The sequence below is a fragment of the Cupriavidus sp. GW821-FHT07C08 genome (assembly GCF_059419025.1).
In genome coordinates this window covers 81,126-103,291 of the sequence record NZ_JBWKQZ010000017.1, presented here as the reverse complement: position 1 = coordinate 103,291, position 22,166 = coordinate 81,126, and the positions used below count along the sequence as shown (strand labels likewise).

Below are 22,166 nucleotides of genomic sequence, written 5' to 3'. Positions count from 1 at the left end.
ATGACACCCTCTGCTTCCACCGCCACCTCGCCCGCAAGCGGCGACGGCTGGTTTGCACTCGATGCCGCCGCATCCGCACCGGTTCCGCTGTACGACGTCGCCGCCGTCCGCCGCATCGAGAACGCCGCCTTCACGCAACTGCCCGCCTTTACGCTGATGTCGCGCGCCGGCGCCGCGGCCGCGCGCTGGCTGGCTTGCCACGCACCCGCCGGCCCGCTGCTGTTCCTGGCGGGTCCCGGCAACAATGGCGGCGATGCGCTGGTGGCCGCCACGCAATTGCACAGCGCCGGCCGTGCCGTGCAGGTATGGCTGACGGCGGACCCGCAGCGCCTGCCCGCAGATGCCGCGACCGCCTGGCAGCAGGCGCACGCCGCCGGCGTCCCGGTCAGCGTGGTCGCGGGCATGGCTGCCTCGCAAGACGCGGACTGGCCCGCCGGCACCGCCGCGATCGTCGACGGCCTGCTCGGCATCGGCCTGAACCGTCCCGCCGACGGCACCATGACTTGGTGGATCGGACAAATCAACCGCAGCGCGCTGCCGGTGTTTGCGCTGGACATCCCCAGCGGCCTGTTCGCCGACACCGGCGCGGGCGCGCCGGCCGTGCGCGCGCAGCGCACGCTGACCTTTATCGCCGCCAAGCCCGGGCTGCTGACGCTGGACGGGCGCGACTGCGCCGGCGAGGTCGATATCGCGCCGATCGGGCTCGGCTATCCGCCGGACGAAGCGCCCCATTGCCTGGTAAACGGGCCGGCGCTGTTCAGTACCGCGCTGCCGCGCCGCCGCCACGCCAGCAACAAGGGCACGCATGGCTCGCTGGCTGTCATCGGCGGCAACCTCGGCATGACCGGCGCGCCGCTGCTGGGCGCCAGGGCCGCGCAGTTCCTCGGCGCGGGCAAGGTGCACATCGGCTTCCTGGCGCAGCCCGCACCACGGTTCGATCCGCTGCATCCGGAGCTGATGCTGCATGCCGTGGACGCACTGGCCCTCGCTGCGATGTCGGCGCTGGTGATCGGTCCGGGCATGGGCACGGATGCCAACGCACACAAGCAGTTTGCGCGGCTGCTGCAAGCCGCGCCCTTGCCGCTTGTGCTGGATGCCGATGCCCTGAACCTGCTGGCCGCCGATCCGGCGCTGGCCGGGGCACTGGCCGCCAGCGGCGCGGCTTGCGTGATGACACCGCACCCGCTCGAAGCCGCCCGGCTGATGGGCGTGTCCGTCGCCGACGTGCAGCGCGACCGGCCCGCTGCTGCCGCGGCACTGGCTGCGCAATGGCAGGCCGTAGTGGTGCTGAAGGGATCGGGCACCGTGATCGCAGCACCTGGCGGCAGCCCATGCACGCTCAACCCGACCGGCAATGCGGCGCTTGCCAGTGCCGGCACCGGGGACGTGCTGGCTGGCATGCTGGGCGCCCTGCTGGCACAGGGCATGGCGCCTCTGGCCGCGGCGCAGGCGGCGGTGTGGATCCACGGCCGTGCCGCCGATGCCCTCGTGGCCCAGGGCACCGGGCCGGCCGGCGTCACCGCAAGCGAACTGTACGCGCCGGCGCGCACCGTCTTCAACCAGTTGCTGGCCGGGACCCGCGCATGACGCGCGGCACGCTGCTGCGCGATCCCGCCGACCGCCGCCACCTGCTTACCGGCATCGCCCTGCTGGTCATCGGGCAATGGATCCTCAGCCTGCTCGATGCCACCAGCAAGACCCTGACGCAGCAAGGACTGCCGCTGGTGGCCGTGGCATGGGTGCGCTATGTCGGCCATGTGGTCGCGATCTTCCTGCTGCTCGGTCCCGCCGGCTGGCGGCGCCAGTGGCGGCCGGCAAAGCCTGGACTGCAGTGGCTGCGGGGCGGGCTGATGCTGGTCTCGACGCTGGTGTTCTTCAGCGTGCTGATGCTGATGCCGCTGGCGCAGGCCACGGCACTGAATTTCTGCGCGCCCCTGTTCGTGGTGGCGCTGTCGCCGTGGCTGCTGGGTGAGCGCCCCGGGCGCCATGCCCGCTGGATGCGCTGGACCGGTGTGGTGGTCGGCTTTGCCGGCATGCTGGTGGTGGTACGCCCGGGTGGCCAACTCAGTCCGCTCGGTGTCGGCCTGGGCCTGGTGTCGGCACTGGTGTTCGCGCTGATGCAGATGCTGACGCGCCGCATTGCCGCGCATGACGCGCCCATGACCACGCTGATCCAGAGCGGTGTCACCGGCGCCTGCCTGACCACGCTGATCGTGCCCTTCTTCTGGTTCAGCGCGTGGCCCACGCCGATGCAATGTGCGCTGTTGCTCTCTGCAGGGATCACCGGGTCCCTGGGCCACTATTTCGTCATCCGGGCCTTCCAGTACGCGGATGCCTCGTTCCTGAGCCCCTTCCTGTACCTGCAGATCTTGTCCGCCACCGTGATCGGCTACCTGGCCTTCGGCCAACTGCCCGACTGGATCACCGCAGCTGGCATCGGCATTATCTGCCTGGGTGGCTTGTGCGTGGCCGGCGGCGAACCGGTGCTGCGCGCTGTCGCGGTCCGGCTCGCTGGCCGGCGACGTCAGACAATGTCTGATACTTAGCGCGCACACATGCTGCTATGTTGCAAGTGTTAACAGTTGCTTACGCCGAGGGGTAAAAGTGCCGCGGCGCAGGCGATATACTTTGCGAGTCTGCGCCGCCGCGCGCACTCGCCCCCCCTGCAAACTTCCTAGTCCCGCATGCCCACCGACCTTCACGCCTGGAACGCCCTGCTGCGGCACCATGACACCCTTCGCGACGCTCAGATGCGCGAGTGGTTCGACGGCGAAGGCGCGCAACGCGTCGCGCAATTCTCGCTGGAAGCCGCCGGGCTCTATCTCGACTACTCGAAGAACCGGATCACGCCCGAAACCATGCGCCTGCTGGTGCAGCTGGCAGCCGAGGCCGGCGTGACCAGACGCCGCGACGCGATGTTTGCGGGCGAGCATATCAATACGACGGAAGACCGCGCGGCCCTGCACGTAGCGCTGCGCGCGACCGCCGGCGCCGGCTACAAGGTTGACGGCGAGCAGGTCATGCCGGCAATCCAAAAGGTGCTGGTACGCATGCGCGATTTCTCGGAGCGTGTGCGCAGTGGCGCCTGGAAGGGTGCCACGGGCGAACGCATCACCGATGTCATCAATATCGGCATCGGCGGCTCCGACCTGGGGCCGCGCATGGTATGCCGCGCGCTGTCGCACCTGGCCGATGCCGATGGCAATGCCGCGCCGCGCATGCACTTCGTCTCCAATGTCGACGGCACCGACCTGGCCGAGACGCTGGTGCGGCTCGACCCGCAACGCACGCTGGTGATCGTCTGCTCCAAGACCTTCACCACGCTGGAAACCATGGCCAACGCGCGCAGCGCGCGCGCCTGGTTTGTCGCCAACGGCGTGGCCGAGCATGACCTTGCCAAGCATTTCGTCGCAGTCTCGACCAATACCGAAGCGGTGCGCGAGTTCGGCATCGACCCGGCCAATATGTTCGAGTTCTGGGACTGGATCGGCGGACGCTTCTCGCTGTGGTCGTCGGTCGGCCTGTCAATCACGCTGGCGGTAGGCTTCAATGCCTTCGCCGACCTGCTGGCCGGCGCGCGCGCCATGGACGAGCACTTCCGCACCGCGCCGCTGGAGCGCAACATGCCGGTGATCCTGGGCATGCTGGGCATCTGGTACCGCAATTTCTGGCATTTGCCGACCAGCTGCATGGCGCCGTACTCCACCTCGCTGGAGCTGTTTCCCGCCTTCCTGCAGCAGCTGGAGATGGAGAGCAACGGCAAGTCAGTGCAGCTTGACGGGCAGCGCGTGCGCACGCATACCTCGCCGGTGGTGTGGGGCACGGCCGGCACCAACGGGCAGCATGCCTATTTCCAGCAGATCCACCAGGGCTCGCAGGTGGTGCCGGTGGACTTTGTCGCGCCGCTGGTGCCGCCGCGCCGGCTGGCAGGCCATCACGCCAAGCTGCTGGCCAACTGCTTCGCGCAGGCCGAGGCGCTGATGCGCGGGCGTACCGCCGATGAGCTGCGTGCCGCCGGCCTGAAGGACGAAGTCCGCATCGCCCATATGGTGTTCGAGGGCAACCGCCCCAGCAACACGCTGCTGATGGAAAACCTGACGCCGCATGTGCTGGGTGCGCTGATTGCGCTGTATGAGCACCGCACCTTCGTGCAGGGCGTCGTCTGGAAGATCAATTCCTTCGACCAGTGGGGCGTTGAGCTGGGCAAGATCCTGGCCCGTCCGATCGAAGCCGAGCTGACCGGGAATACCGTTGGCCAGCACGATGCCTCCACCACGTCGCTGATCGAGCGCGCCCGCGCGGTGCTGAAGGCGGGCGCCGCCAGCTAGACCTCCGCGCCCATCCATTCATCGCTGGCCACGCGGCCGGCGTCGATGGTCAGGATGCGGCCACAGCGCGCCGCCACCGAGCGGTCATGCGTGACCAGCACCAGCGTGGAGCCGGCATCGCGGTTCAGCTCGAACATCAGCGCGATCACGGCTTCGCCAGTGGCGGTATCGAGGCTGCCGGTGGGCTCGTCGGCAAACAGGATGTCCGGGCGCGCCACGAACGCGCGCGCCAGCGCCACGCGCTGCTGCTCGCCGCCCGACAGCGTGCGCGGATAGTGCCGCAGCCGCGCGCCCAGGCCCACACGCTGCAGCATGTCCAGGGCGCGCTCGCGCACCTGCGACGTTTCGCCACGCAGCTCCAGCGGCAGCATCACGTTTTCCAGAGCGGTCAGGTGGCCGACCAGCTGGAACGACTGGAACACAAAGCCGACATGGCGGCCCCGCACCGCGGCGCGCTGGTCCTCGTCCAGCGCGAACAGGTCCTGGCCGTGCAGCCGTACCGTGCCCGTGCTGGGCAGGTCCAGCCCCGCCAGCAGCCCGAGCAGCGTCGACTTGCCCGAGCCGGACGCCCCCACGATGGCGAGCGTTTCGCCCGGCGTGACGGAAAAGGTCACGTCGTGCAAAATCGTCAGCGAACCGGTCGTGTCGGCAACGGTCTTTCCGAGGGACTCGACAGCGAGAATGGAAGAAGACATGGATATTGGGATCCGAGGCAAATGGCGCCGGCTGCTGCTGGCAACCGGCATGGCACTGACGTTATCGGCCGGGGCCTCAGCCCAGGCCGCGGCGCCGGCACTGCTGGTGCTTGGCGACAGCCTCTCCGCCGAGTACGGCATCACGCGCGGCGCTGGCTGGGTCACGCTGCTGCAGGACCGCCTGCGGCAGGAGCGCTTCGATTATAGCGTTGTCAATGCCAGCATCAGCGGCGAGACCACCATCGGCGGCAAGACGCGGCTGCCGGAGCTGCTGTCGCGGCACCGCCCGGCCATCGTGGTGGTGGAGCTTGGCGCCAACGATGCGCTGCGCGGATTGCCGCTGCAGACCACCGAGGCCAACCTGCGCAACATCGTCACCACGGCACAGCAGGCCGGCGCGGGCGTGCTGCTGATCGGCATGCGCATCCCGCCCAACTACGGGCAGGACTACACCGAGAAGTTCGTCTCGCTGTATCCGAAGCTGGCTAGCGAATACAAGGTGCGGCTGGTGCCGTTCTTCCTCGACAAGGTCATCACGCGGCAGGACTGGTTCCAGCCCGACCGCATCCACCCGACCGCCGCGGCACAGCCAGCCCTGCTCGATACGGTGTGGCCGCAGCTCAAGCCGATGCTCAGGCGCAGCGGCGCGAAGTAAGAACAAATAAAAAAACCCCTGCCGCCTGGCAAGGGTCCTTGCTGGCAGCGGGGCTGCCGGGGCTGATCTGGCGCTTACTCGGCGCCTTGCGCCTGCGTGGCACCCACCGGCGTCAGCATCTTGACCTTGGAGCGGGCCTTGAGGCTTTCATAGAAGGCCTGCAGGTCGGTCTGGCCGGCCAGTTGCGACAGCTGCTGCGCTTCGGCCTGGCGCTGCGCCGGATTGCCTTGCGCCGGCTGGCTCACCTTGGTGATGCGATAAACCGCATAGCCTTCGGCTCCCAGGTCGACACCAACCACCGCCGGCAGCTTGGCCGCATCGGCACGCATCACCGCTTCCACAGCCTGCGGCGCAATGCCCTCGGCCTTGGCGCGCGACACGGTCTGCACCGCGCCAAAGCCGTCGGCGCTGTCTGCCTTCTTCAGCGCAGCAAGGCGGGCCTCGCCGTCCTTGCGCGCCAGTTCGGCCGCCTGCTGGGCGATATAGCCCTCACGCACCTTGGCTTCGACTTCCTCGAACTTGCGCACGGCCGCCGGGCGGTACTCGACGATGCGCGCGGCCACCAGCGTGTTCGGGCCCACCTGGACGGCCTCGGTGTTGCGCTTGTTCTTGATCGCGTCGTCGCTGAACAGCGCCTTGAGCAGCTTGTCGTTGTTGAGCGGGCTCTGCGCGCCCAGCGCCGGGTTCGGCTGGCGCGTGACGTTGTCGGCGGTCTGGATGGTCAGCTTGAACTTGTCGGCGGCAGCCTTGAGGCTGTCGGCCTGCTCATAGACGGTATTGCCGAAGGCATCGGCCTGCTCGGCAAACTTCTTGTCGGCGAACTGCTTGCGCAGCTCCGCTTCCAGTTCCGTGCGCACGGCTTCCAGCGGCTTGGTTTCGGCGGGCTTGATGCCGGTCAGCTTGATGATGTGGTAGCCGTAGTCGGTTTCCACCACGTCGCTGACCTGGCCATCCTTGAGCGCGTACATGGCGTCCTCGAACGGCTTGACCAGCGCGCCGCGGCCCATGAAGCCCAGGTCGCCGCCCTTGCCGGCCGAGCCCGGGTCCTGCGAGTTCTTGCGCGCCACGTCGGCGAAGGTGTCCGGGTGCTTGCGCAGGTCCTCCAGCAGCTTGGTGGCCTTGTCCTTCGCGGCCTGGCGCTGGGCGGCCGGCGCATCCTTCGGCGCGCTGATCAGGATATGGCTGGCGCGGCGCTGCTCATCGATGCGGAAGCGCGCGATATTGCTGTCGTAGTAGGACTTCAGCTCTTCGGGCGTGACCGCCTGCGTCGCGGCCAGGGCCTCGCCCGACAGCAACAGGTACTCGACCTTGGCTTGCTCCGGCACCGAGAAGGCCTGCTGGTGGCTGTCGTAGTAGGCCTTCAGCGCGGCCGCATCGGGCTGCACCTTGGCGGTGTAGGCGGCCGGTTTGAACAGCAGCGCCTGCACGTCGCGCTGCTGGTCGCGCACGGCGATCAGGCGATCGAGCAGCGACTTGGGCACGAAGGCCGTCGCGGCGACCGATGCGCCCAGCTGCTGCGTGGCCAGTTCGAAGCGCATGCGGGCATCGAACTGCTCGGGCGTCATGCCCTGCGACTGCAGCAACTGCAGGTAGGCCTTGTCGTCGACCTTGCCGTCCTTGGTGCGCGGCAGTTGCGCGATCGCCGGCAGGTTGCTGATTTCCTCGAGCAGCTTGGCGTCGGACACGGTCAGGTGCTCACGCGCCACGGCACTGGCCATCACGCGTTGCAGGATCAGCTGGTCCAGCACGGCCTTGCGTGCGTCCGGGCCTTCGAACTGGCGCGGGTCATAGCTGGCGCCCAGGATCTGGCGCGCGCGTTCGCTCTGGTCGCGCACGACGTTATCGATTTCCTGCACGCTGATGGCGCGGCCGTCGACCTTGGCGGCATCGTGCGAGCTGTCCATGAAGCGCGAATAGCTTTCCACGCCGAAGAACACGAACGACGGGAAAACAAGCACCAGCAGCAGCAAGAGCATCAGGCGCCGGTTGTTGCGTACGAAATCAAGCATGCGGATTCGGGTAGTGGATTGGCACGAAAGACAAACTCCACGATTCTATCAGGAGCCGCTGGGCACGCACCCTTGTGCAGGGTGGGAAACATAGGGGAGCAAATGAAAAACGCCCGCTAATGCGGGCGTTTCCTTAAAACTGGCGGAGTGGACGGGACTCGAACCCGCGACCCCCGGCGTGACAGGCCGGTATTCTAACCGACTGAACTACCACTCCTGTGTCGGCGCTTGCTGCCGGAGATGCACATGTCCTTGCGAGGGAGAGTGGTGGGTGCTGAGGGGTTCGACCCCCCGGCGTACGCCTTGCAAGGGAATCGAATTTCCTTACAAATCATAAGCCTACAACGCCTATCAACCTTCCCTTGCCGACCGTGCCCTGCTGCAAGAGGCCGAACTATAGCTCGTGCTCATCATCTGCGCAATACCCGGATGACTCAATCTTGTGCTCCAGCCCCTCCAAAGCCCCGCAATCCCGAACGCCGGCTGATGGGGAGACGGGACGGAAGCGCGGGCATGTTTTTTTCTCCAGTGAGCTGATTGCCCGATCTCGCACGACATTGTGCGCGATTCGCTCCCAACAAGTTGCCCGCCTCGACAGAGGCCTGGGCTTCGCCGCCTCTCACGGCGCCCGCGATGCCGGCGCCGGCCCTTGCACCCCGATGTCATCTCCATGTCATCCACGCCACACAGAATGCCATCCAGACAGGGTGCAGGCACCCGTCCGCCAGCCGGCTTCTGCGGCAGTGCAGCGACGGAATGTCTTGACGCCCGCTTTTTTCCACCTTCAATGAAAACGTTTTCATCCGGAGCTGCAAGCGTGAATCGCAAAGATCCAGCGGGGGGCAGGCCCGACACGACAGGTGGCGCCACCCTGATCGACGTGGCGCAAGCCGCGCGGGTGTCGCTCGCCACCGCATCGCGCGTATTCAGCAGCCCGCACCTGGTGCGCGACAGCACGGCGCAGCGCGTGCGCGAGGCGGCGCGCCGGCTCAGCTTTCGCCCCAACCTGCTGGGCAGCAAGCTGCGCGCCCAGCAGACCCGCATGATCGGTGTGATGCTGCCAACGCTGGAAAATGCGGTGTTCGCCGAGTGCTGGCGCGGCATCGAGGAAGCGGCGCTGGCGGGCGGCTATTCGCTGATGCTGGTCACCAGCGGCTACGATCCGGCGCGCGAACGCGAGCGTGTGGAATACCTGCTGCGCCATCGCGTGGACGGTATGGTGCTGACCGTGGCCGACGCGGCGCGCAGCACAGTGCTGGATCAACTCGACGGCGAGGGCGTGCCCTACGTGCTGGCGTACAACCAGGCCGGACCGCGCAGCCGGCGTCATTCGGTATCGGTGGACAACCGGCGCAGCGCCTGTGCCGGCGTGGAGGCCCTGATCGCAGCCGGGCATCGCCGCATCGCCGTGGTATCGGGCGCCTTCGTCGCCTCGGACCGCGCGCGCCAGCGCTTTGCCGGCTATCAGGACGCCATGCGCGCGCACGGGCTAATGCCCGCCGCGCCAGTCTGCCTGCCATCGCACACCGCCAGCAATGCCGAACAGATCCGCGCGCTGGTCCGGGCAAACGATGCGCCCACCGCCTTTTTCTGCACCAATGACCTGCTGGCCATCGGCGTGATCTCCGACCTCAGGCGCCTCGGCCTGAGCGTGCCGCGCGACATCTCCGTGCTGGGCTATGACGGTATCGCGCTGGGCAGCGTGGTCGAACCGCCGCTGGCCACCGTCGTGCAACCCAATTCGGAGATCGGCGCCAGCGCCGTCGGCCGGCTGCTTGCCTGGCTGCACGATGGCGGACGAGCCTCGGCGGCGCTGCCGCGCGTCACGCTGCTGCCGCACGCACTGCGCGTCAATGGCACCGTGGCCGCTCCGCCGTCACCGTAACCGCGTGCGCATGTTGCATTCCCCACCCCTGTCCTCAACCAAGGAGCCTCTCATGCAACCTATTCCTTCCTGGCGCCGCCCGCTGCGCTGGATTGCCCTGGCGCTAAGCGCCGCCGCGTTCAGCCAGGGCGTGGCCGCCCAGACCGCGATCTGCTACAACTGCCCGCCCGAATGGGCCGACTGGGCGGCACAGATCCGCGCCATCAAGGAAAAGACCGGCGTTGCCGTGCCGCTGGACAACAAAAACTCCGGCCAGTCGCTGGCGCAGCTGGTCGCCGAGAAAGCCAGCCCGGTGGCCGACGTGGTCTACTACGGCGTGACCTTCGGCATCCAGGCCAAGAAGGACGGCGTCACCGCCGCCTACAAGCCCGCCCACTGGAACGACATTCCCGACGGCCTGAAGGACCCGCAGGGCAACTGGTTTGCCATCCATTCCGGCACGCTGGGCTTCATGGTCAATGTCGACGCGCTGCGCGGCAAGCCGGTGCCGCAGTCATGGGCCGACCTGCTCAAGCCCGAGTACAAGGGCCTGGTCGGCTATCTCGACCCCGCCAGCGCCTTCGTCGGCTACGTGGGCGCAGTCGCGGTCAACCAGGCCATGGGCGGCACGCTCGACAACTTCGGCCCGGCCTTCAAGTATTTCAAGGACCTGCAGAAGAACCAGCCGATCGTGCCCAAGCAGACCGCATATGCGCGCGTGCTGTCCGGTGAAATCCCTATCCTGCTCGATTACGACTTCAACGCCTATCGCGCCCGCTACAAGGACCACGCCAACGTTGCCTTCGTGATCCCCAAAGAGGGCTCGGTGGTGGTTCCCTACGTGATGAGCCTGGTCAACAAGGCGCCGCATGAGGCCGAAGGCCGCAAGGTGCTCGACTTCGTGCTGTCCGACGCCGGCCAGGCGCTGTGGGCCAACGCCTACCTGCGCCCGGTGCGCGCCGGCGTGGTGCCTAAGGAAGTACAGGCGCGTTTCCTGCCGGCCACCGAATACGCACGGGCCAAGGCGGTGGACTTCGGCAAGATGGCCGACGTGCAAAAGGCGTTCAGCGAGCAGTATCTGAAGGAGGTGCGCTGACAGGTGCGCTGACAGGTGCGCTGACAGGTGCGCTGACAGGTGCGCTGACAAGCGCGCTGACGACTGGCGATGGTGTCTCCCGCCTGATGGCTGTCTTCCCGCAAGCGGGGAGACAGCCGGGCGGCTCACCCAAGCCATCGCCCACCGCCCATCACCCCGTCACTGCCATGACAAACCGATCCCCCTCCCTCTTCCTGTTTGCCTTGCCGGCACTGGTGGTCTTTCTGGCCTTCTTCTGCCTGCCGATGGCGCGGCTCGTGGCGGTCAGCATCAACGGCGAGCAAGGCGCGGGCGTGTACTGGACCGTGGTCTCCAGTCCGCGCTACCTGCACAGCCTGATGGTCACCGTGCTGCTGTCGGCAGCCGTGACACTGGTCACGCTCGTGATTGCCGGCATTGCCGGCACCTTCCTGCAGCGCAACGCGGTGCCTGGCAAGTCCGTGCTGGTGGCCATGCTGACCTTTCCGCTGGCGTTTCCCGGCGTGGTGATCGGCTTCATGGTCATCATGCTCGGCGGCCGCAACGGCCTGCTGGCCATGGTCGGCGACAAGCTCGCCGGCGAGCGCTGGACCTTTGCCTACGGCCTGGCCGGGCTGTTCGTCGGCTACCTGTACTTTTCGATCCCGCGCGTGATCCTGACCGTGATGGCGGCAGTGGAGAAGCTCGACGCCTCGCTGGAAGAAGCTGCCCGCTCGCTGGGCGCCGGGCCCTGGCGCGTGGTGCGCGACGTGATGCTGCCCGCGATGATGCCGGCCATGATCTCCAGCGGCGCGATCTGCTTTGCCACCAGCATGGGCGCGTTCGGTACTGCCTTCACGCTGGCCACGCAACTCGACGTGCTGCCGCTCACCATCTACAACGAGTTCACCAACTACGCCAACTTCGGCATGGCCGCTGCGCTGTCCATCCTGCTGGGCACCGTCACCTGGGCCTTGCTGGCGGTCGCGCGCTGGTTCTCCGGCGACGCCGTGGCCGCGACCGCTTAGTGTCCACACCAGGAGCCAACCCATGACCCCAACCCATCGCCGCCCCGGCTACTGGCTGCAACTGGCGCTCACACTGGCAGTCTGCGCCTTCATGACCGTGCCGGTCGTGCTCTCCGTGCTGGCTGGCCTGACCAACAATATCTTCGTCGGCCTGGAAAGCGGCCTGACCACGCGCTGGCTCGTGGAAGTCTGGTCGCTCTATCGCAATACCATCTTCCTGTCGCTGCTGATCGCGCTGGCCTGCCTTGCCTGCACGCTGGTGCTGGGCGTTCCGGCCGCGTACTGCATGGCGGTGCGGCGCAACCGCGTCACCCGGCTGATCGAGGAACTGCTGATGCTGCCGGTGGCCGTTCCGGGCCTCGCGACCGCGCTTGGCCTGATCCTGCTCTACGGCACCTGGCAGGCGCTGCGCACGAGCTGGCTGTTTATCCTGATCGGCCATGTGCTGTTCACCCTGCCCTTTATGGTGCGTTCGGTGCTGGCCATCCTTTCCGCCATCGATATCCGCACGCTGGAGGACGCGGCGGCCAGCCTTGGCGCGAGCCGCCTGCAGCGCTTCTTCACCGTGGTGCTGCCCAATTGCCGCCAGGGCATCCTGGCCGGCGCGCTCATGGTGGTCACGCTGTCTGTGGGCGAATTCAACCTGACCTGGATGCTGCACACGCCCACCACCCAGACGTTGCCGGTGGGCCTGGCTGACAGCTATGCCTCGATGCGGCTGGAGATCGGCTCGGCCTACACCATCGTCTTCTTCGTCATGATCATTCCGCTGCTGGTGCTGATGCAGGCGCTCAGCGCGCTGGGCGCGCGTTCCCGCAAGTACGTTCCCGAAGCGGCGCACGCCCCCGCCGTTGCCGCCACACCGGTCAACCCTCATACCGAGACCCGTCATGCATGAACCCACCACCATCAGGCTGCGCAATTGCGGCAAGACCTTTGCCGACGGCACGCTGGCGCTGCAGCCGCTGGATCTCGACATCGGCGCCGCGGAAACGGTGGTGCTGCTGGGCCCGTCCGGCTGCGGCAAGACCACCACGCTGCGCATCATCGCCGGGCTGGAGTATCCCGATGTGGGCGGCGAAGTCTGGTTCGGCGATACCTGCGTGACCGCGCTGCCGATCGAGCAGCGCGGCGTGGGCATGGTGTTCCAGAGCTACGCGCTGTTCCCCAATATGACCGTCTCCGAGAACATCGGCTACGGACTGCGCGTGCGGCGCGTGGACGCCGCCACGCGCCGCCGGCGGGTCGGCGACATGCTCGCGATGATGCATCTCGAACCCTTCGCCGACCGCCGCGTGGACCAACTCTCGGGCGGCCAGCGCCAGCGCGTGGCGCTCGCACGCGCCATTGCCGTGCAGCCGCGTGTGCTACTGCTGGATGAGCCGCTGACCGCGCTCGACGCCAAGCTGCGCGACGCCCTGCGCGCCGACATCAACCAGTTGCTGCGCAGCCTGGGCATCACCGCCGTCTATGTCACGCATGACCAGGCCGAGGCCATGGCGCTGGGCGACCGCATCATCGTAATGGACAAGGGCCGCATCGCCCAGACGGGCACGCCGCAGGACATCTACCGCGCGCCGGCCAATGCCTTCGTGGCGGATTTCATCGGCACCATGAACCGCCTGCCCGCCGCTGCCGAGAACGGCGCCTGGCGCGTGCCTGGCGGCGTCGTGCCCCGAACGCACGAATCCGCGCCGGCGCAGCGCGCCGAGCTGATGTTCCGCCCCGAAGACGTGGCGCTGGTGCTCGCGGACAACGCCCATCTGCACGGTAGCGTGGTCACGGCCCTGTTCCTGGGCAACTGCACGCGCCTGCTGGTGGAAGTCGGCGCCGCCGCGCCGCTCATCGTCGACACCACGCGCCGCGACAACTGGCACGCCGGAGACCGCGTCGGCCTGCGCATCGATACCGGCCACCTCATCACACTTTCCGAAGCCCTGGCAGCATGAACACCGTCCCCTACCTGATCGCCCACATCACCGACCTCCACATCAAGGCCGGCGGCAAGCTGTCGTACCGGCTGGTTGACACCGCCGGTGCACTGCACCGCTGCATCGACACCCTGCTGGCAGCCCCGCAACAGCCCGACGCAGTGATTGTCACCGGCGACCTGGTCGACTTCGGCGCCGAAAGCGAATACCAGTTCCTGCGCGAGATCCTGCAGCGGCTACCCATGCCCGTGCGGCTGCTGCCGGGGAACCACGACAGCCGTGGCGCGCTACGCCGCGTCTTTGCCGATCACGACTACCTGTTCGCCACCGGCAGCGACGAAGACCCGGTGCACTACAGCATCGACGCGGGCCCGCTGCGGCTGGTGGCCTTCGACTGCACCGTCCCGGGCCAGCCCGGCGGGCGCGTCGATCCCGCCGCGCTGCCATGGCTGGAAGCCGCACTGTCTGCCGACCCGGCCCGCCCCACCCTGCTGTTGCTGCACCATCCGCCGTTCTTTACCGGCATCGGCCACATGGACGAGCAGGGCCTGGCCAACGCCGACGCGCTCGAAGCCATCGTGCGCCGCCACCCGCAAGTGGAACGCGTGCTATGCGGCCATCTGCATCGGCACATCACGCGCCGCTTCGGTGGCACGGTCGCGATCACCGCGCCCGGGCCGGCACACCAGGTGGCGCTGGACCTGGACCCGCAGGCGCCCTCGCGCTTTCGCATGGAGCCGCCGGGCTACCTGCTGCACTGGTGGCATCCGGCGCACGGACTCGTGACGCATGCGGCAGCGATCGGAGACTATGGGGCAGCGCATCCGTTCTTTGACGCACAGGGCAAGCTGATCGACTAGTCAGTATGACTCCGTGAGGCAGAGGCTGGCCCGCCGCGAGGAATCAAACGCGGGTTAGCATGACTGCCAGAGCCGCACGGTGTGGACAGTGCCACACCCGGCGATTTCCAGCGCGGAGGCCAGCATGGAACACGATAGCACTTTGTATGTCGGGTTGGATGTCCATAAGGACTCGATCACGGTCGCCTATGCACTCGGCATGGGCGAGGTGGAGCTGCTTGGCAAGATTGGTACCTCGAAGGCGGATATCGACCGCCTGTGCAAACGCCTGCAGTCCAAAGCGCGCCGAATCCGCATCGTCTACGAGGCGGGCCCATGCGGATATGGCCTTTACCGGCAGCTTGCAGGGAAGGGATTCGAGTGCATGGTGTGCGCGCCGTCGCTGATCCCAAAGAAGCCCGGCGAGCGCGTCAAGACCGATCGGCGCGATGCGGTCAAGCTCGTGCGATCGCTGCGTGCCGGTGACCTCTCGGCCGTGTACGTGCCCAGCGTCGAAGACGAATCATTCCGGGATCTGTCACGCGCGTGGGTCAGCGCCAAGGACGATCTGAAGCGGGCCCGACAAAGGCTGAAAGCCTTTCTGCTCTCGCACGGTGTTCGCTACAGCGGCAGAGCCGACTGGGGACCGGCGCACCGGCGCTGGATCAGTGCCTTTGCGTTCGATACAGTGTGGCAACAACTTGCCTTTGACGAATATCGACGGACCATCGAGGATCGGCTCGCGCAATGCAGCCGTCTCGAAGCGGCCTTGCGCGAAGCCGTGGTCAACTGGCACTTCTATCCGGCCGTACTGGGCTTGCAGGCCATGCGCGGCGTGCAGTTCACCACGGCGATAGGCATCCTCGCCGAGTTGGGCGATCTCTCGCGCTTTGTCCATCCGCGCCAACTGATGGCCTGGCTCGGGGTGACACCCGCTGAACACTCATCGGGAGAAAAACGACGACAGGGCAGCATCACCAAGAACGGCAATAGCTATGCAAGAAAGCTTCTCGTCGAGGCTGCCTGGAGTTACCGGCACCCGGCACGTGTGAGTCCCGAGATCCAGCGCCGGCACGAAGGCATCCCCAAGGCCATCGTTGACCGGTCTTGGGACGCCCAGGTTCGACTGTGCCGGCGCTATCGGAAACTTGCCGCCCGCGGCAAGAACCCGAACATCGCGGTGGTCGCCGTGGCGCGCGAACTGAGCGGGTTTATCTGGGATATCAGCCAGCTCGCGATGTCCCTTGCCGTACCACAAGAGGCGCCGGGCAACCTAACCTAGCCCGGCCCATATCGACGGATCAACCACCTACTTTGGAGGCAGTTTCCTGAAGGCGACGTAGCCCGGCACTCGAGTAACCCGCGACACCGCTACGCAACGGAATCTCATCCCACTTGCGGCACTAGATAGCGGCAGGCTCATTGGGCGGAATGGAATGGACGTCCCCCCACCTGTGGCCGGTGAGGAAATGGGAAAGCGGATCCTCGCGGGCCCCCGATACGGGGGGGATCATAGTGCCCCAGGAGATCAGTGGCGATTTCCCCAACGCAAACCGGAGGATACGATCATGACCTATACGATAGTCGGCCTAGATATTGCGAAGAACGTCATGCAGATGCACTGGGTCGATCCCGCCACGGGGGAAATCGTCAACAAGTCGATCAAGCGCTCGGTGTTTCTAGAGCACTTCGCGAATCGCGAACCTTGCCTTATTGGCATGGAGGCCTGTGGAGGCGCGCAGCACTGGGCGCGTCGACTGCTGGAAATGGGACATCAGGTGAAGCTGATACCGGCCAGATTCGCCAAGGCGTTCAACATCGGCAACAAGAATGACGCCGCCGACGCCCGCGCCATCTGGATGGCCACGCAGATGCCCAGCAAGTCTGTTGCCATAAAGACCGAGGCCCAGCAGGCGGTGCTGGCGCTGCACAGGTTGCGGGAACAGAAGGTCAAGTTTCGCACGATGCAAATGAACTGCCTACGTGGTTTGCTGACTGAATATGGTGAAGTGATGGGCAAGAGCCGCGCGGCGCTCGACAAGGCAATCCCTGGTGTTCTGGAGAAACTCGCCGGGCGACTGCCCGGCATGCTCATCGAGTCACTGCGCGAGCAGTGGAATGACCTCGAGAAGCTCGACCGGCAGATCGCCGACATTGAACGGCGCTTGCAGACATGGCTGAAAGACGACCAGGCATGCAAGGCGATTGCTGCCATACCAGGCGTCGGGCTCCTGACCGCCACCGCGGCCGTCGCGACGATGGGTAGTCCGAAGTCGTTCAGGTCCGGGCGGGAATTCGCGGCGTGGCTCGGCCTGGTTCCCAAACAAACGGGCACGGGCGGGAAGACCGTGTTGCTGGGCATCAGTAAGCGAGGTGATACCTATCTGCGGACCTTGCTGATTCACGGTGCGCGCAGTGTGCTCTCGCATGCGAAGGATCCGGGTGCATGGGTTACCCAGCTCGTCAAACGACGGCATTCCAACGTCGCGATCGTCGCGCTCGCCAACAAGATGGCCCGCACAATCTGGGCAGTTCTCGCCCACAACAGCCCCTATGAAAAAGAGCATGTAAGTACTAAACCGGCATGATCGCGGTGTGCCGTACCAGAGCAATAACCCTTTACAGGACGCCACGTTGAAAGGTTGGGTGGCAATCGTATGTGATGACAACACAGGTCGGACCGGGACTCGCCAAACCTGAATTACAGAGAGAGCTTTTAGCTCGTGGGCGGAATGAGGTGCGAGTCAGCGGATTTCATAGGGGCCCGCAGCGCGTCAGGCTGCAACAAGGCCGAATGTAGAGCTGCAACCTATCCTGTCAGTCAGCGCGCACGAAAACCTTCGCAAACGGGGGGACGTCCATGTAGACCTCTGTAATGCGGCAACCAACCCGCGGATATCAGCATGATCCACCGTCGACTCTTACTGCTACGTCGCCCTCAGGAAATTGGGTGAGGAAAAACATGCAACTGTGAAACTGAACAAACCAATCTCGATTGACATCCGGAGTCATATCAGCGGTGACGCTCTGGCAAGTTGTTCGCACCGACGATTCTCGCGTGGCCAGTGCAGGCTTGGTTGACAGCCACCGCCGCGCGATGCTGGGCGCGCCCGATGCGAGATTTTAGCGAAGCGGGCAATCGGCGTAGTCGGGAGGCAGCGGTAACGAAGCCATGACAGGAGAGGCGGAGAAGACGCAATGGGGGCAGTATAGAGCACCCGTCAGGGCCGCTACGAAATCATCACGAAAGCTACGCCGCTTACGCAACTTGCTATCAGAATCCCCTGGAAGATGCGCAGGCATCGGCAGAATCGAACCGTTTATGCAATTTCTGCATAACCATGCGCTGCGCAGCGACACTCCATGAAATCTTGGCATCGAATGTGCTGCGGGCACGGCCGATTCCCTAGACTTCGGCCGCAGTGCTGAAACCAATTTACGCGAGGAGCGTAACCATGACTGCCGGACTCTTCAGAACCGAACATGACCTCCTGGGTGACCGTGAAGTCCCTGTCCAGGCCTACTATGGCGTGCATACGTTGCGCGCCGTCGAGAATTTCCCTATCACAGGCACCCCGATCTCCATCTACCCAGAGCTGATCAAGGCGCTGGCTGCGATCAAGCAGGCCGCGGCGCAGGCCAATCATGAGCTAGGCCTGCTCGACAAGGCGCGCTGCGACGCAATCGTCGGCGCCTGCCAGGAGTTGATTGCCGGGAAGCTGCACGACCAGTTCGTCGTCGATGTCATTCAGGGCGGCGCCGGCACCTCGACCAACATGAACGCCAATGAGGTGATCGCCAACCGCGCGCTCGAACTGCTCGGCCATCAGAAGGGTGAGTACCAGCACCTGCACCCGAACGAGCACGTCAACATCGGCCAGAGCACCAACGATGTCTACCCGAGCGCGCTGAAGGTCGCTACGTGGTTCGGTATCGCCGGTCTTGTGGACGCCATGGCAGTGCTGCGACGGGCCTTCGAGGCGAAGGCCGACGAGTTCGCTCACATCATCAAGATGGGCCGCACTCAGCTGCAGGACGCGGTGCCGATGACGCTCGGCCAGGAATTCAGCACGTACGCCGTGATGCTCGGAGAAGACGAGGCGCGCCTGCGCGAAGCCGCGATGCTGATCTGTGAGATCAACCTTGGGGCCACCGCGATCGGCACCGGCATCACCGCGCATCCATCGTATGCGCCCGTGGTGCTGCGGCGCCTGCGCGAGATCACAGGCATTCCGCTGGAGACCGCACCCAATCTGATCGAGGCCACGCAGGACTGCGGCTCCTTCGTGCAACTCTCCGGCGTGTTGAAGCGCGTTGCCGTGAAGTTATCGAAGACCTGTAACGACCTGAGGCTGTTGTCCAGCGGCCCGCGCGCTGGCCTGAGCGAGATCAACCTGCCGCCGATGCAGGCCGGCTCCAGCATCATGCCCGGCAAGGTGAATCCGGTGATCCCCGAAGTCGTGAATCAGATCGCCTTCGAAGTCATCGGCAATGACATCACCGTCAGCTTTGCGGCCGAGGCCGGCCAGCTCCAGCTCAATGCGTTCGAGCCGATCATCGCGCACAGTCTGTTCAAGAGCGTCAGCCATCTGCGCAACGGCTGCCTGACGCTCGCCGAGCGCTGCGTCAAAGGCATCACCGCGAATGCCGACCGGCTGCGCGCCACGGTCGAGAACTCGATCGGCGTCGTGACGGCGCTCAACCCCTACATCGGCTATGCGAACGCGACCGCCGTTGCGCAGGAAGCGCACGCCACCGGCGGCAGCGTCTATGAAATCGTCTTGCGCAAGGGCTTGCTGTCTAAAGAGGAACTCGACCGCATCCTGCGCCCCGAGACGCTGACCCAGCCGGTGCCGCTGGACTTGCATGGGAAGTCGTTTGTCCGATGACAGGTATCCCGGTGCAACAACATTTCCGTCCCCGACAGGGTAGCGCGGCGGGACGCCCTATGCAGTCCTGGCCCCTTGTGAAAGGAGCTTCAGCAGCCGTGCTTCGTCGGCACGCAGGCGGCTGACGTTGGCGACGCGCGCGCAGTCCTGCAATCCGTCGTCGATGAAGGCCTCGATCACCGCCGGATGGACATAGCATTTGCGGCACACCGCCACGGTGTTGCGCAGGCGCTGGGCCACTGACTTGATGGCCTCGGCCACGCACTTCCTGCGCGCGGCTTCGCCGTCCGCCCCGGCCGCGCGCAGCAGCGCGAGCGCATGCACGCTGCCCGCCCACGTGCGGAAGTCCTTGGCAGTGAAGTCGCCGCCGGTCGCCTGCTGCAGGTAGGCGTTGACGTCCGCGGACCCGACCTCGCGGATCTCGCCGTCGCTGTCGCGATACTTGAACAGGCACTGGCCTGGCAGGTCGGCACAGTTGCGCACGATGCGGGCCAGACGCGGATCGTTGACCGATACGTCATGGGTAATGCCGCTCTTGCCAGTAAACTGGAAACGCAGCCGGCTGCCGCGCACGGTGACATGGCGGCGGCGCAGCGTGGTGAGGCCGTAGGTGCGGTTCTGCCTCGCATATTGCGGACTGCCCACGCGCACAAGCGTGGCGTCGAGCAGTTGTACCACTGCCGCGACCACTTTTTCGCGCGGCATGCCGTTGCGGCGCAGGTCGCGCGCGACGCGCGCCCGCAAGCGGGGCAGTACGCTGCCGAAGGCCGCCAACCGCGCGTATTTGTCCGAATCGCGCAGCGCGCCCCACTCAGCGTGGTAGACATACTGCTTGCGGCCCCGCGCATCACGCCCGGTCGCCTGCAGGTGCCCCGCAGGGTTCGCGCAGATCCACACTTCCTCGTAGGCAGGAGGAATCGCCAGCGCAGCGATGCGTGCCAGCGTGGCGGCATCGTGCACGCGTCTGCCGTTGGCGTCGATGTAGGCAAAGTCGCCGCCCTGGCGGCGGCGCCTGATGCCCGGCATACTGTCATCGACATAACGCAATCCGGCCTCGCGCAATACCGTACGCAACGCTTTGTCGGCACCATTAGTCGGGAGGACACTATCCAAGGCTGGATCTCTTTCCGGGGCTGCCAGCGCGCCGTCCCGGGCTTCCGGCGATTTATGCGCGCGGGGCGCAGTGGCCTTGCCCGCGCTGCGCCTGTTCGTGGTAATGGCAAATGCGAGCCAGCGCCCAGTCGGCAGCGGCTTCGCGCACGGCGTTACGCGCCCCCGGAAAGCGCCGCGTTTCCGTGAACGCCGCAACACCCCCGGTGCTCCGCAGCACATCGCGCGCCGCATGGCCGTGGCGGCGGAACACCCAGGCAAAGCACTGCGTACCCGCCGGGATATCGCCATCGCCGCCGTCATCGGCGACGCCGGTGTTGGCGATCGCGAGGTCGGCGCCGGTGATCTCCATGGCGCCCAGCGCCATTGCCAGCGAGACCGCCTCGCTGGTCAGTCCGTGATACCTGATGGTCTCAGGCGGCACGTGCAGCAACTGTTCCTTGGCCGAGGGCGAATACGCCACGATGGCGCAGTGCAAAACGTCGCCGCAACCCGGCACCTCGGCGATGCGCGAGGCGATCAGCCCCGCGGTACAGGATTCCGCCGTGACCACATGCAAATTGTGGCGCCGCAAATAGCGTGCAATGCGGCCGTTGTCGCTGCCGCCTTCCCCAATCGTCATCGCCGCGCCCCCGACGCCTGGACGGGCACTCCGTTGCGGCGCGAGACAGCATGTGTGGGCGGCGCAGCGGGTACGCGGCCATCTCCGCTGCGCCCCTTCACGAACGTCACCTTGCCGTCGCGCTCCAGCACCACCCGGCTGAGGTTGTCGAAGCTGTCGGTCTGAAGTGTCGCACGCAGGTTGGCCTTGAGGTCTTCCTCGGTCAGCATTGCGTGGCTCACGCGCTCCCGGTCCAGTTCCCCCTCGCGCAGCAGGTCCAGCGCTTGGCCGCCAGTGGCGCGGTCGAATGCCGGAGAACGGCTCGACAGCCAGCCCACCACTCGGTGCAGAAGCACCAATGCCAGCGCGGCGGAAAACGCCACCGCGAATGAAGTGGCCCCGACCACGGCGCGCGACAACACCGCGCCCAGCAGCAATATGATGCACAGGTCGAACGATGTCTTTTGCGCGAAGGCCCGCCTGCCGGCCAACCGCAGCATCGCCCAAGTGCCGACGAAGATGATGGCGGCACGCACGGCGCCTTGCCACCACGCCAGGTTGTCACCTTCGCCCACGAGCTGGCGCATCACATCGGCGATCACTTCCACGCTGTCCATGTCGGCGTCCGCAGTCGATTTTCTGACTGGTTTTGCAAGTTCCGCGCCAGGCTCACGGCGCTGGGCCGTGCTGCTGTGCATGCCTCATACGCGCTTATTCGCGCAGGAATGCGGGGAAAATGTACATGCAGCGCCGGGGCCTGGCCTGAAAAAGCTGCGCAAAGCGCGCAACGTCGAGAGCGAATGGCGCCCATCTGTGGGACGCCGGAAGGCACCTGCCGGGAGCTTGGCTGGAGGGAGGTGAAATGCCAACAAAAAAGGACTTAGATCGCTCTAAGTCCTTGATTTTGTTTGTCGAGCGGTGGTGGGTGCTGAGGGGCTCGAACCCCCGACCTACGCCTTGTAAGGGCGCCGCTCTACCAACTGAGCTAAGCACCCGCTCGACCATCACAGGCTGGCTGCCTGCAACTTGCTGATCGCTCCGCACCTCGCGGCAGTTGCCGTGGTTTGCGTTGCGAGGGCGCAAGTGTAATACAGGTGATTTCAGTTTGCCAAGACCTGCGCGCGCAAAAAAAAACGCCGCCGGGCATCGCTGCCCCGCGGCGT

Annotated in this window: 18 protein-coding genes and 2 tRNA genes; 13 read left to right on the top strand and 7 right to left on the bottom strand. The window is 65.9% G+C overall.

Going from position 1 to position 22,166, the window contains the following annotated elements; genetic code table 11:
- The 3 genes from AC07UK_RS21315 to pgi all read left to right on the top strand — a co-directional run bounded on the left by AC07UK_RS21315 (position 1) and on the right by pgi (position 4,328).
- Positions 1 to 1,587: an NAD(P)H-hydrate dehydratase gene (locus AC07UK_RS21315; protein WP_494686272.1), complete on the top strand. Its 1,587-nt coding sequence runs from the start codon at positions 1 to 3 to the stop codon at positions 1,585 to 1,587.
- Positions 1,584 to 2,546: a DMT family transporter gene (locus tag AC07UK_RS21310; protein WP_436221523.1), complete on the top strand. Its 963-nt coding sequence runs from the start codon at positions 1,584 to 1,586 to the stop codon at positions 2,544 to 2,546. The genes AC07UK_RS21315 and AC07UK_RS21310 overlap by 4 nt, the downstream gene beginning before the upstream one ends.
- A 138-nt stretch (positions 2,547 to 2,684) precedes the next feature.
- On the top strand, positions 2,685 to 4,328 hold the full coding sequence (gene pgi / locus AC07UK_RS21305) for a glucose-6-phosphate isomerase (protein ID WP_436221522.1): 1,644 nt from the start codon (positions 2,685 to 2,687) through the stop codon (positions 4,326 to 4,328).
- On the opposite strand, the gene AC07UK_RS21300 is transcribed toward pgi, so the two are convergent.
- Positions 4,325 to 5,023 (bottom strand): ABC transporter ATP-binding protein, encoded by a 699-nt coding sequence (locus AC07UK_RS21300; protein ID WP_436221521.1) that lies wholly within the window; start codon positions 5,021 to 5,023, stop codon positions 4,325 to 4,327. The genes pgi and AC07UK_RS21300 overlap by 4 nt on opposite strands.
- On the opposite strand from AC07UK_RS21300, the gene AC07UK_RS21295 reads away from it, so the two are divergent.
- Entirely contained in the window at positions 5,022 to 5,678 is a 657-nt protein-coding gene (locus AC07UK_RS21295; protein ID WP_436221520.1) for an arylesterase, read from the top strand. The two genes, AC07UK_RS21300 and AC07UK_RS21295, sit on opposite strands and share 2 nt — an antisense overlap.
- 74 nt (positions 5,679 to 5,752) lie before the next feature.
- On the opposite strand, the gene AC07UK_RS21290 is transcribed toward AC07UK_RS21295, so the two are convergent.
- Together AC07UK_RS21290 and AC07UK_RS21285 are read right to left on the bottom strand one after the other, a co-directional pair.
- Positions 5,753 to 7,687, bottom strand: coding sequence for a SurA N-terminal domain-containing protein (locus AC07UK_RS21290; RefSeq protein ID WP_436221519.1), 1,935 nt, complete (start codon positions 7,685 to 7,687; stop codon positions 5,753 to 5,755).
- 140 nt (positions 7,688 to 7,827) lie between these two features.
- Positions 7,828 to 7,904 (bottom strand) — tRNA-Asp (locus AC07UK_RS21285).
- A gap of 570 nt (positions 7,905 to 8,474) precedes the next feature.
- On the opposite strand from AC07UK_RS21285, the gene AC07UK_RS21280 reads away from it, so the two are divergent.
- The 9 genes from AC07UK_RS21280 to aspA all read left to right on the top strand — a co-directional run bounded on the left by AC07UK_RS21280 (position 8,475) and on the right by aspA (position 19,292).
- The gene (locus tag AC07UK_RS21280; protein WP_436221518.1) at positions 8,475 to 9,572 is read left to right on the top strand and encodes a substrate-binding domain-containing protein; all 1,098 of its coding nucleotides are present in this window, start codon (positions 8,475 to 8,477) and stop codon (positions 9,570 to 9,572) included.
- A gap of 52 nt (positions 9,573 to 9,624) precedes the next feature.
- Positions 9,625 to 10,647 carry an ABC transporter substrate-binding protein gene (locus AC07UK_RS21275; protein ID WP_456809579.1) on the top strand — a complete coding sequence of 341 codons (1,023 nt, stop codon included), beginning with the start codon at positions 9,625 to 9,627 and terminating at the stop codon, positions 10,645 to 10,647.
- Positions 10,648 to 10,814: 167 nt separating this feature from the next.
- Entirely contained in the window at positions 10,815 to 11,633 is an 819-nt protein-coding gene (locus AC07UK_RS21270) for an ABC transporter permease (RefSeq protein ID WP_436221516.1), read from the top strand.
- Positions 11,634 to 11,655: 22 nt separating this feature from the next.
- Positions 11,656 to 12,531 (top strand): ABC transporter permease, encoded by an 876-nt coding sequence (locus AC07UK_RS21265; RefSeq protein ID WP_436221515.1) that lies wholly within the window; start codon positions 11,656 to 11,658, stop codon positions 12,529 to 12,531.
- Positions 12,524 to 13,582, top strand: coding sequence for an ABC transporter ATP-binding protein (locus AC07UK_RS21260; RefSeq protein WP_494686273.1), 1,059 nt, complete (start codon positions 12,524 to 12,526; stop codon positions 13,580 to 13,582). Before AC07UK_RS21265 ends, AC07UK_RS21260 begins: the two co-directional genes overlap by 8 nt.
- Positions 13,579 to 14,424 (top strand): phosphodiesterase, encoded by an 846-nt coding sequence (locus tag AC07UK_RS21255; RefSeq protein ID WP_436221513.1) that lies wholly within the window; start codon positions 13,579 to 13,581, stop codon positions 14,422 to 14,424. Before AC07UK_RS21260 ends, AC07UK_RS21255 begins: the two co-directional genes overlap by 4 nt.
- 124 nt (positions 14,425 to 14,548) lie before the next feature.
- Positions 14,549 to 15,685: an IS110 family RNA-guided transposase gene (locus tag AC07UK_RS21250; RefSeq protein WP_494686274.1), complete on the top strand. Its 1,137-nt coding sequence runs from the start codon at positions 14,549 to 14,551 to the stop codon at positions 15,683 to 15,685.
- 286 nt (positions 15,686 to 15,971) lie between these two features.
- Positions 15,972 to 16,991 (top strand): IS110 family RNA-guided transposase, encoded by a 1,020-nt coding sequence (locus tag AC07UK_RS21245; protein WP_494686275.1) that lies wholly within the window; start codon positions 15,972 to 15,974, stop codon positions 16,989 to 16,991.
- Between the two features lie 867 nt (positions 16,992 to 17,858).
- On the top strand, positions 17,859 to 19,292 hold the full coding sequence (aspA, locus tag AC07UK_RS21240) for an aspartate ammonia-lyase (protein WP_436221512.1): 1,434 nt from the start codon (positions 17,859 to 17,861) through the stop codon (positions 19,290 to 19,292).
- Between the two features lie 57 nt (positions 19,293 to 19,349).
- Here the strand turns inward: aspA and AC07UK_RS21235 are convergent, their stop codons facing one another.
- From AC07UK_RS21235 to AC07UK_RS21220, 4 genes are all read right to left on the bottom strand, one after another.
- Entirely contained in the window at positions 19,350 to 20,405 is a 1,056-nt protein-coding gene (locus AC07UK_RS21235) for a DNA topoisomerase IB (RefSeq protein ID WP_436221511.1), read from the bottom strand.
- 52 nt (positions 20,406 to 20,457) lie between these two features.
- Positions 20,458 to 21,024, bottom strand: coding sequence for a CinA family protein (locus AC07UK_RS21230; RefSeq protein WP_436221510.1), 567 nt, complete (start codon positions 21,022 to 21,024; stop codon positions 20,458 to 20,460).
- Positions 21,021 to 21,620, bottom strand: a complete 600-nt coding sequence (locus tag AC07UK_RS21225) for a DUF421 domain-containing protein (RefSeq protein WP_494686276.1) — start codon at positions 21,618 to 21,620, stop codon at positions 21,021 to 21,023. Before AC07UK_RS21225 ends, AC07UK_RS21230 begins: the two co-directional genes overlap by 4 nt.
- A 302-nt stretch (positions 21,621 to 21,922) precedes the next feature.
- Positions 21,923 to 21,998, bottom strand: a tRNA-Val gene (locus AC07UK_RS21220).
- Between the last annotated feature and the right edge of the window lie 168 nt (positions 21,999 to 22,166).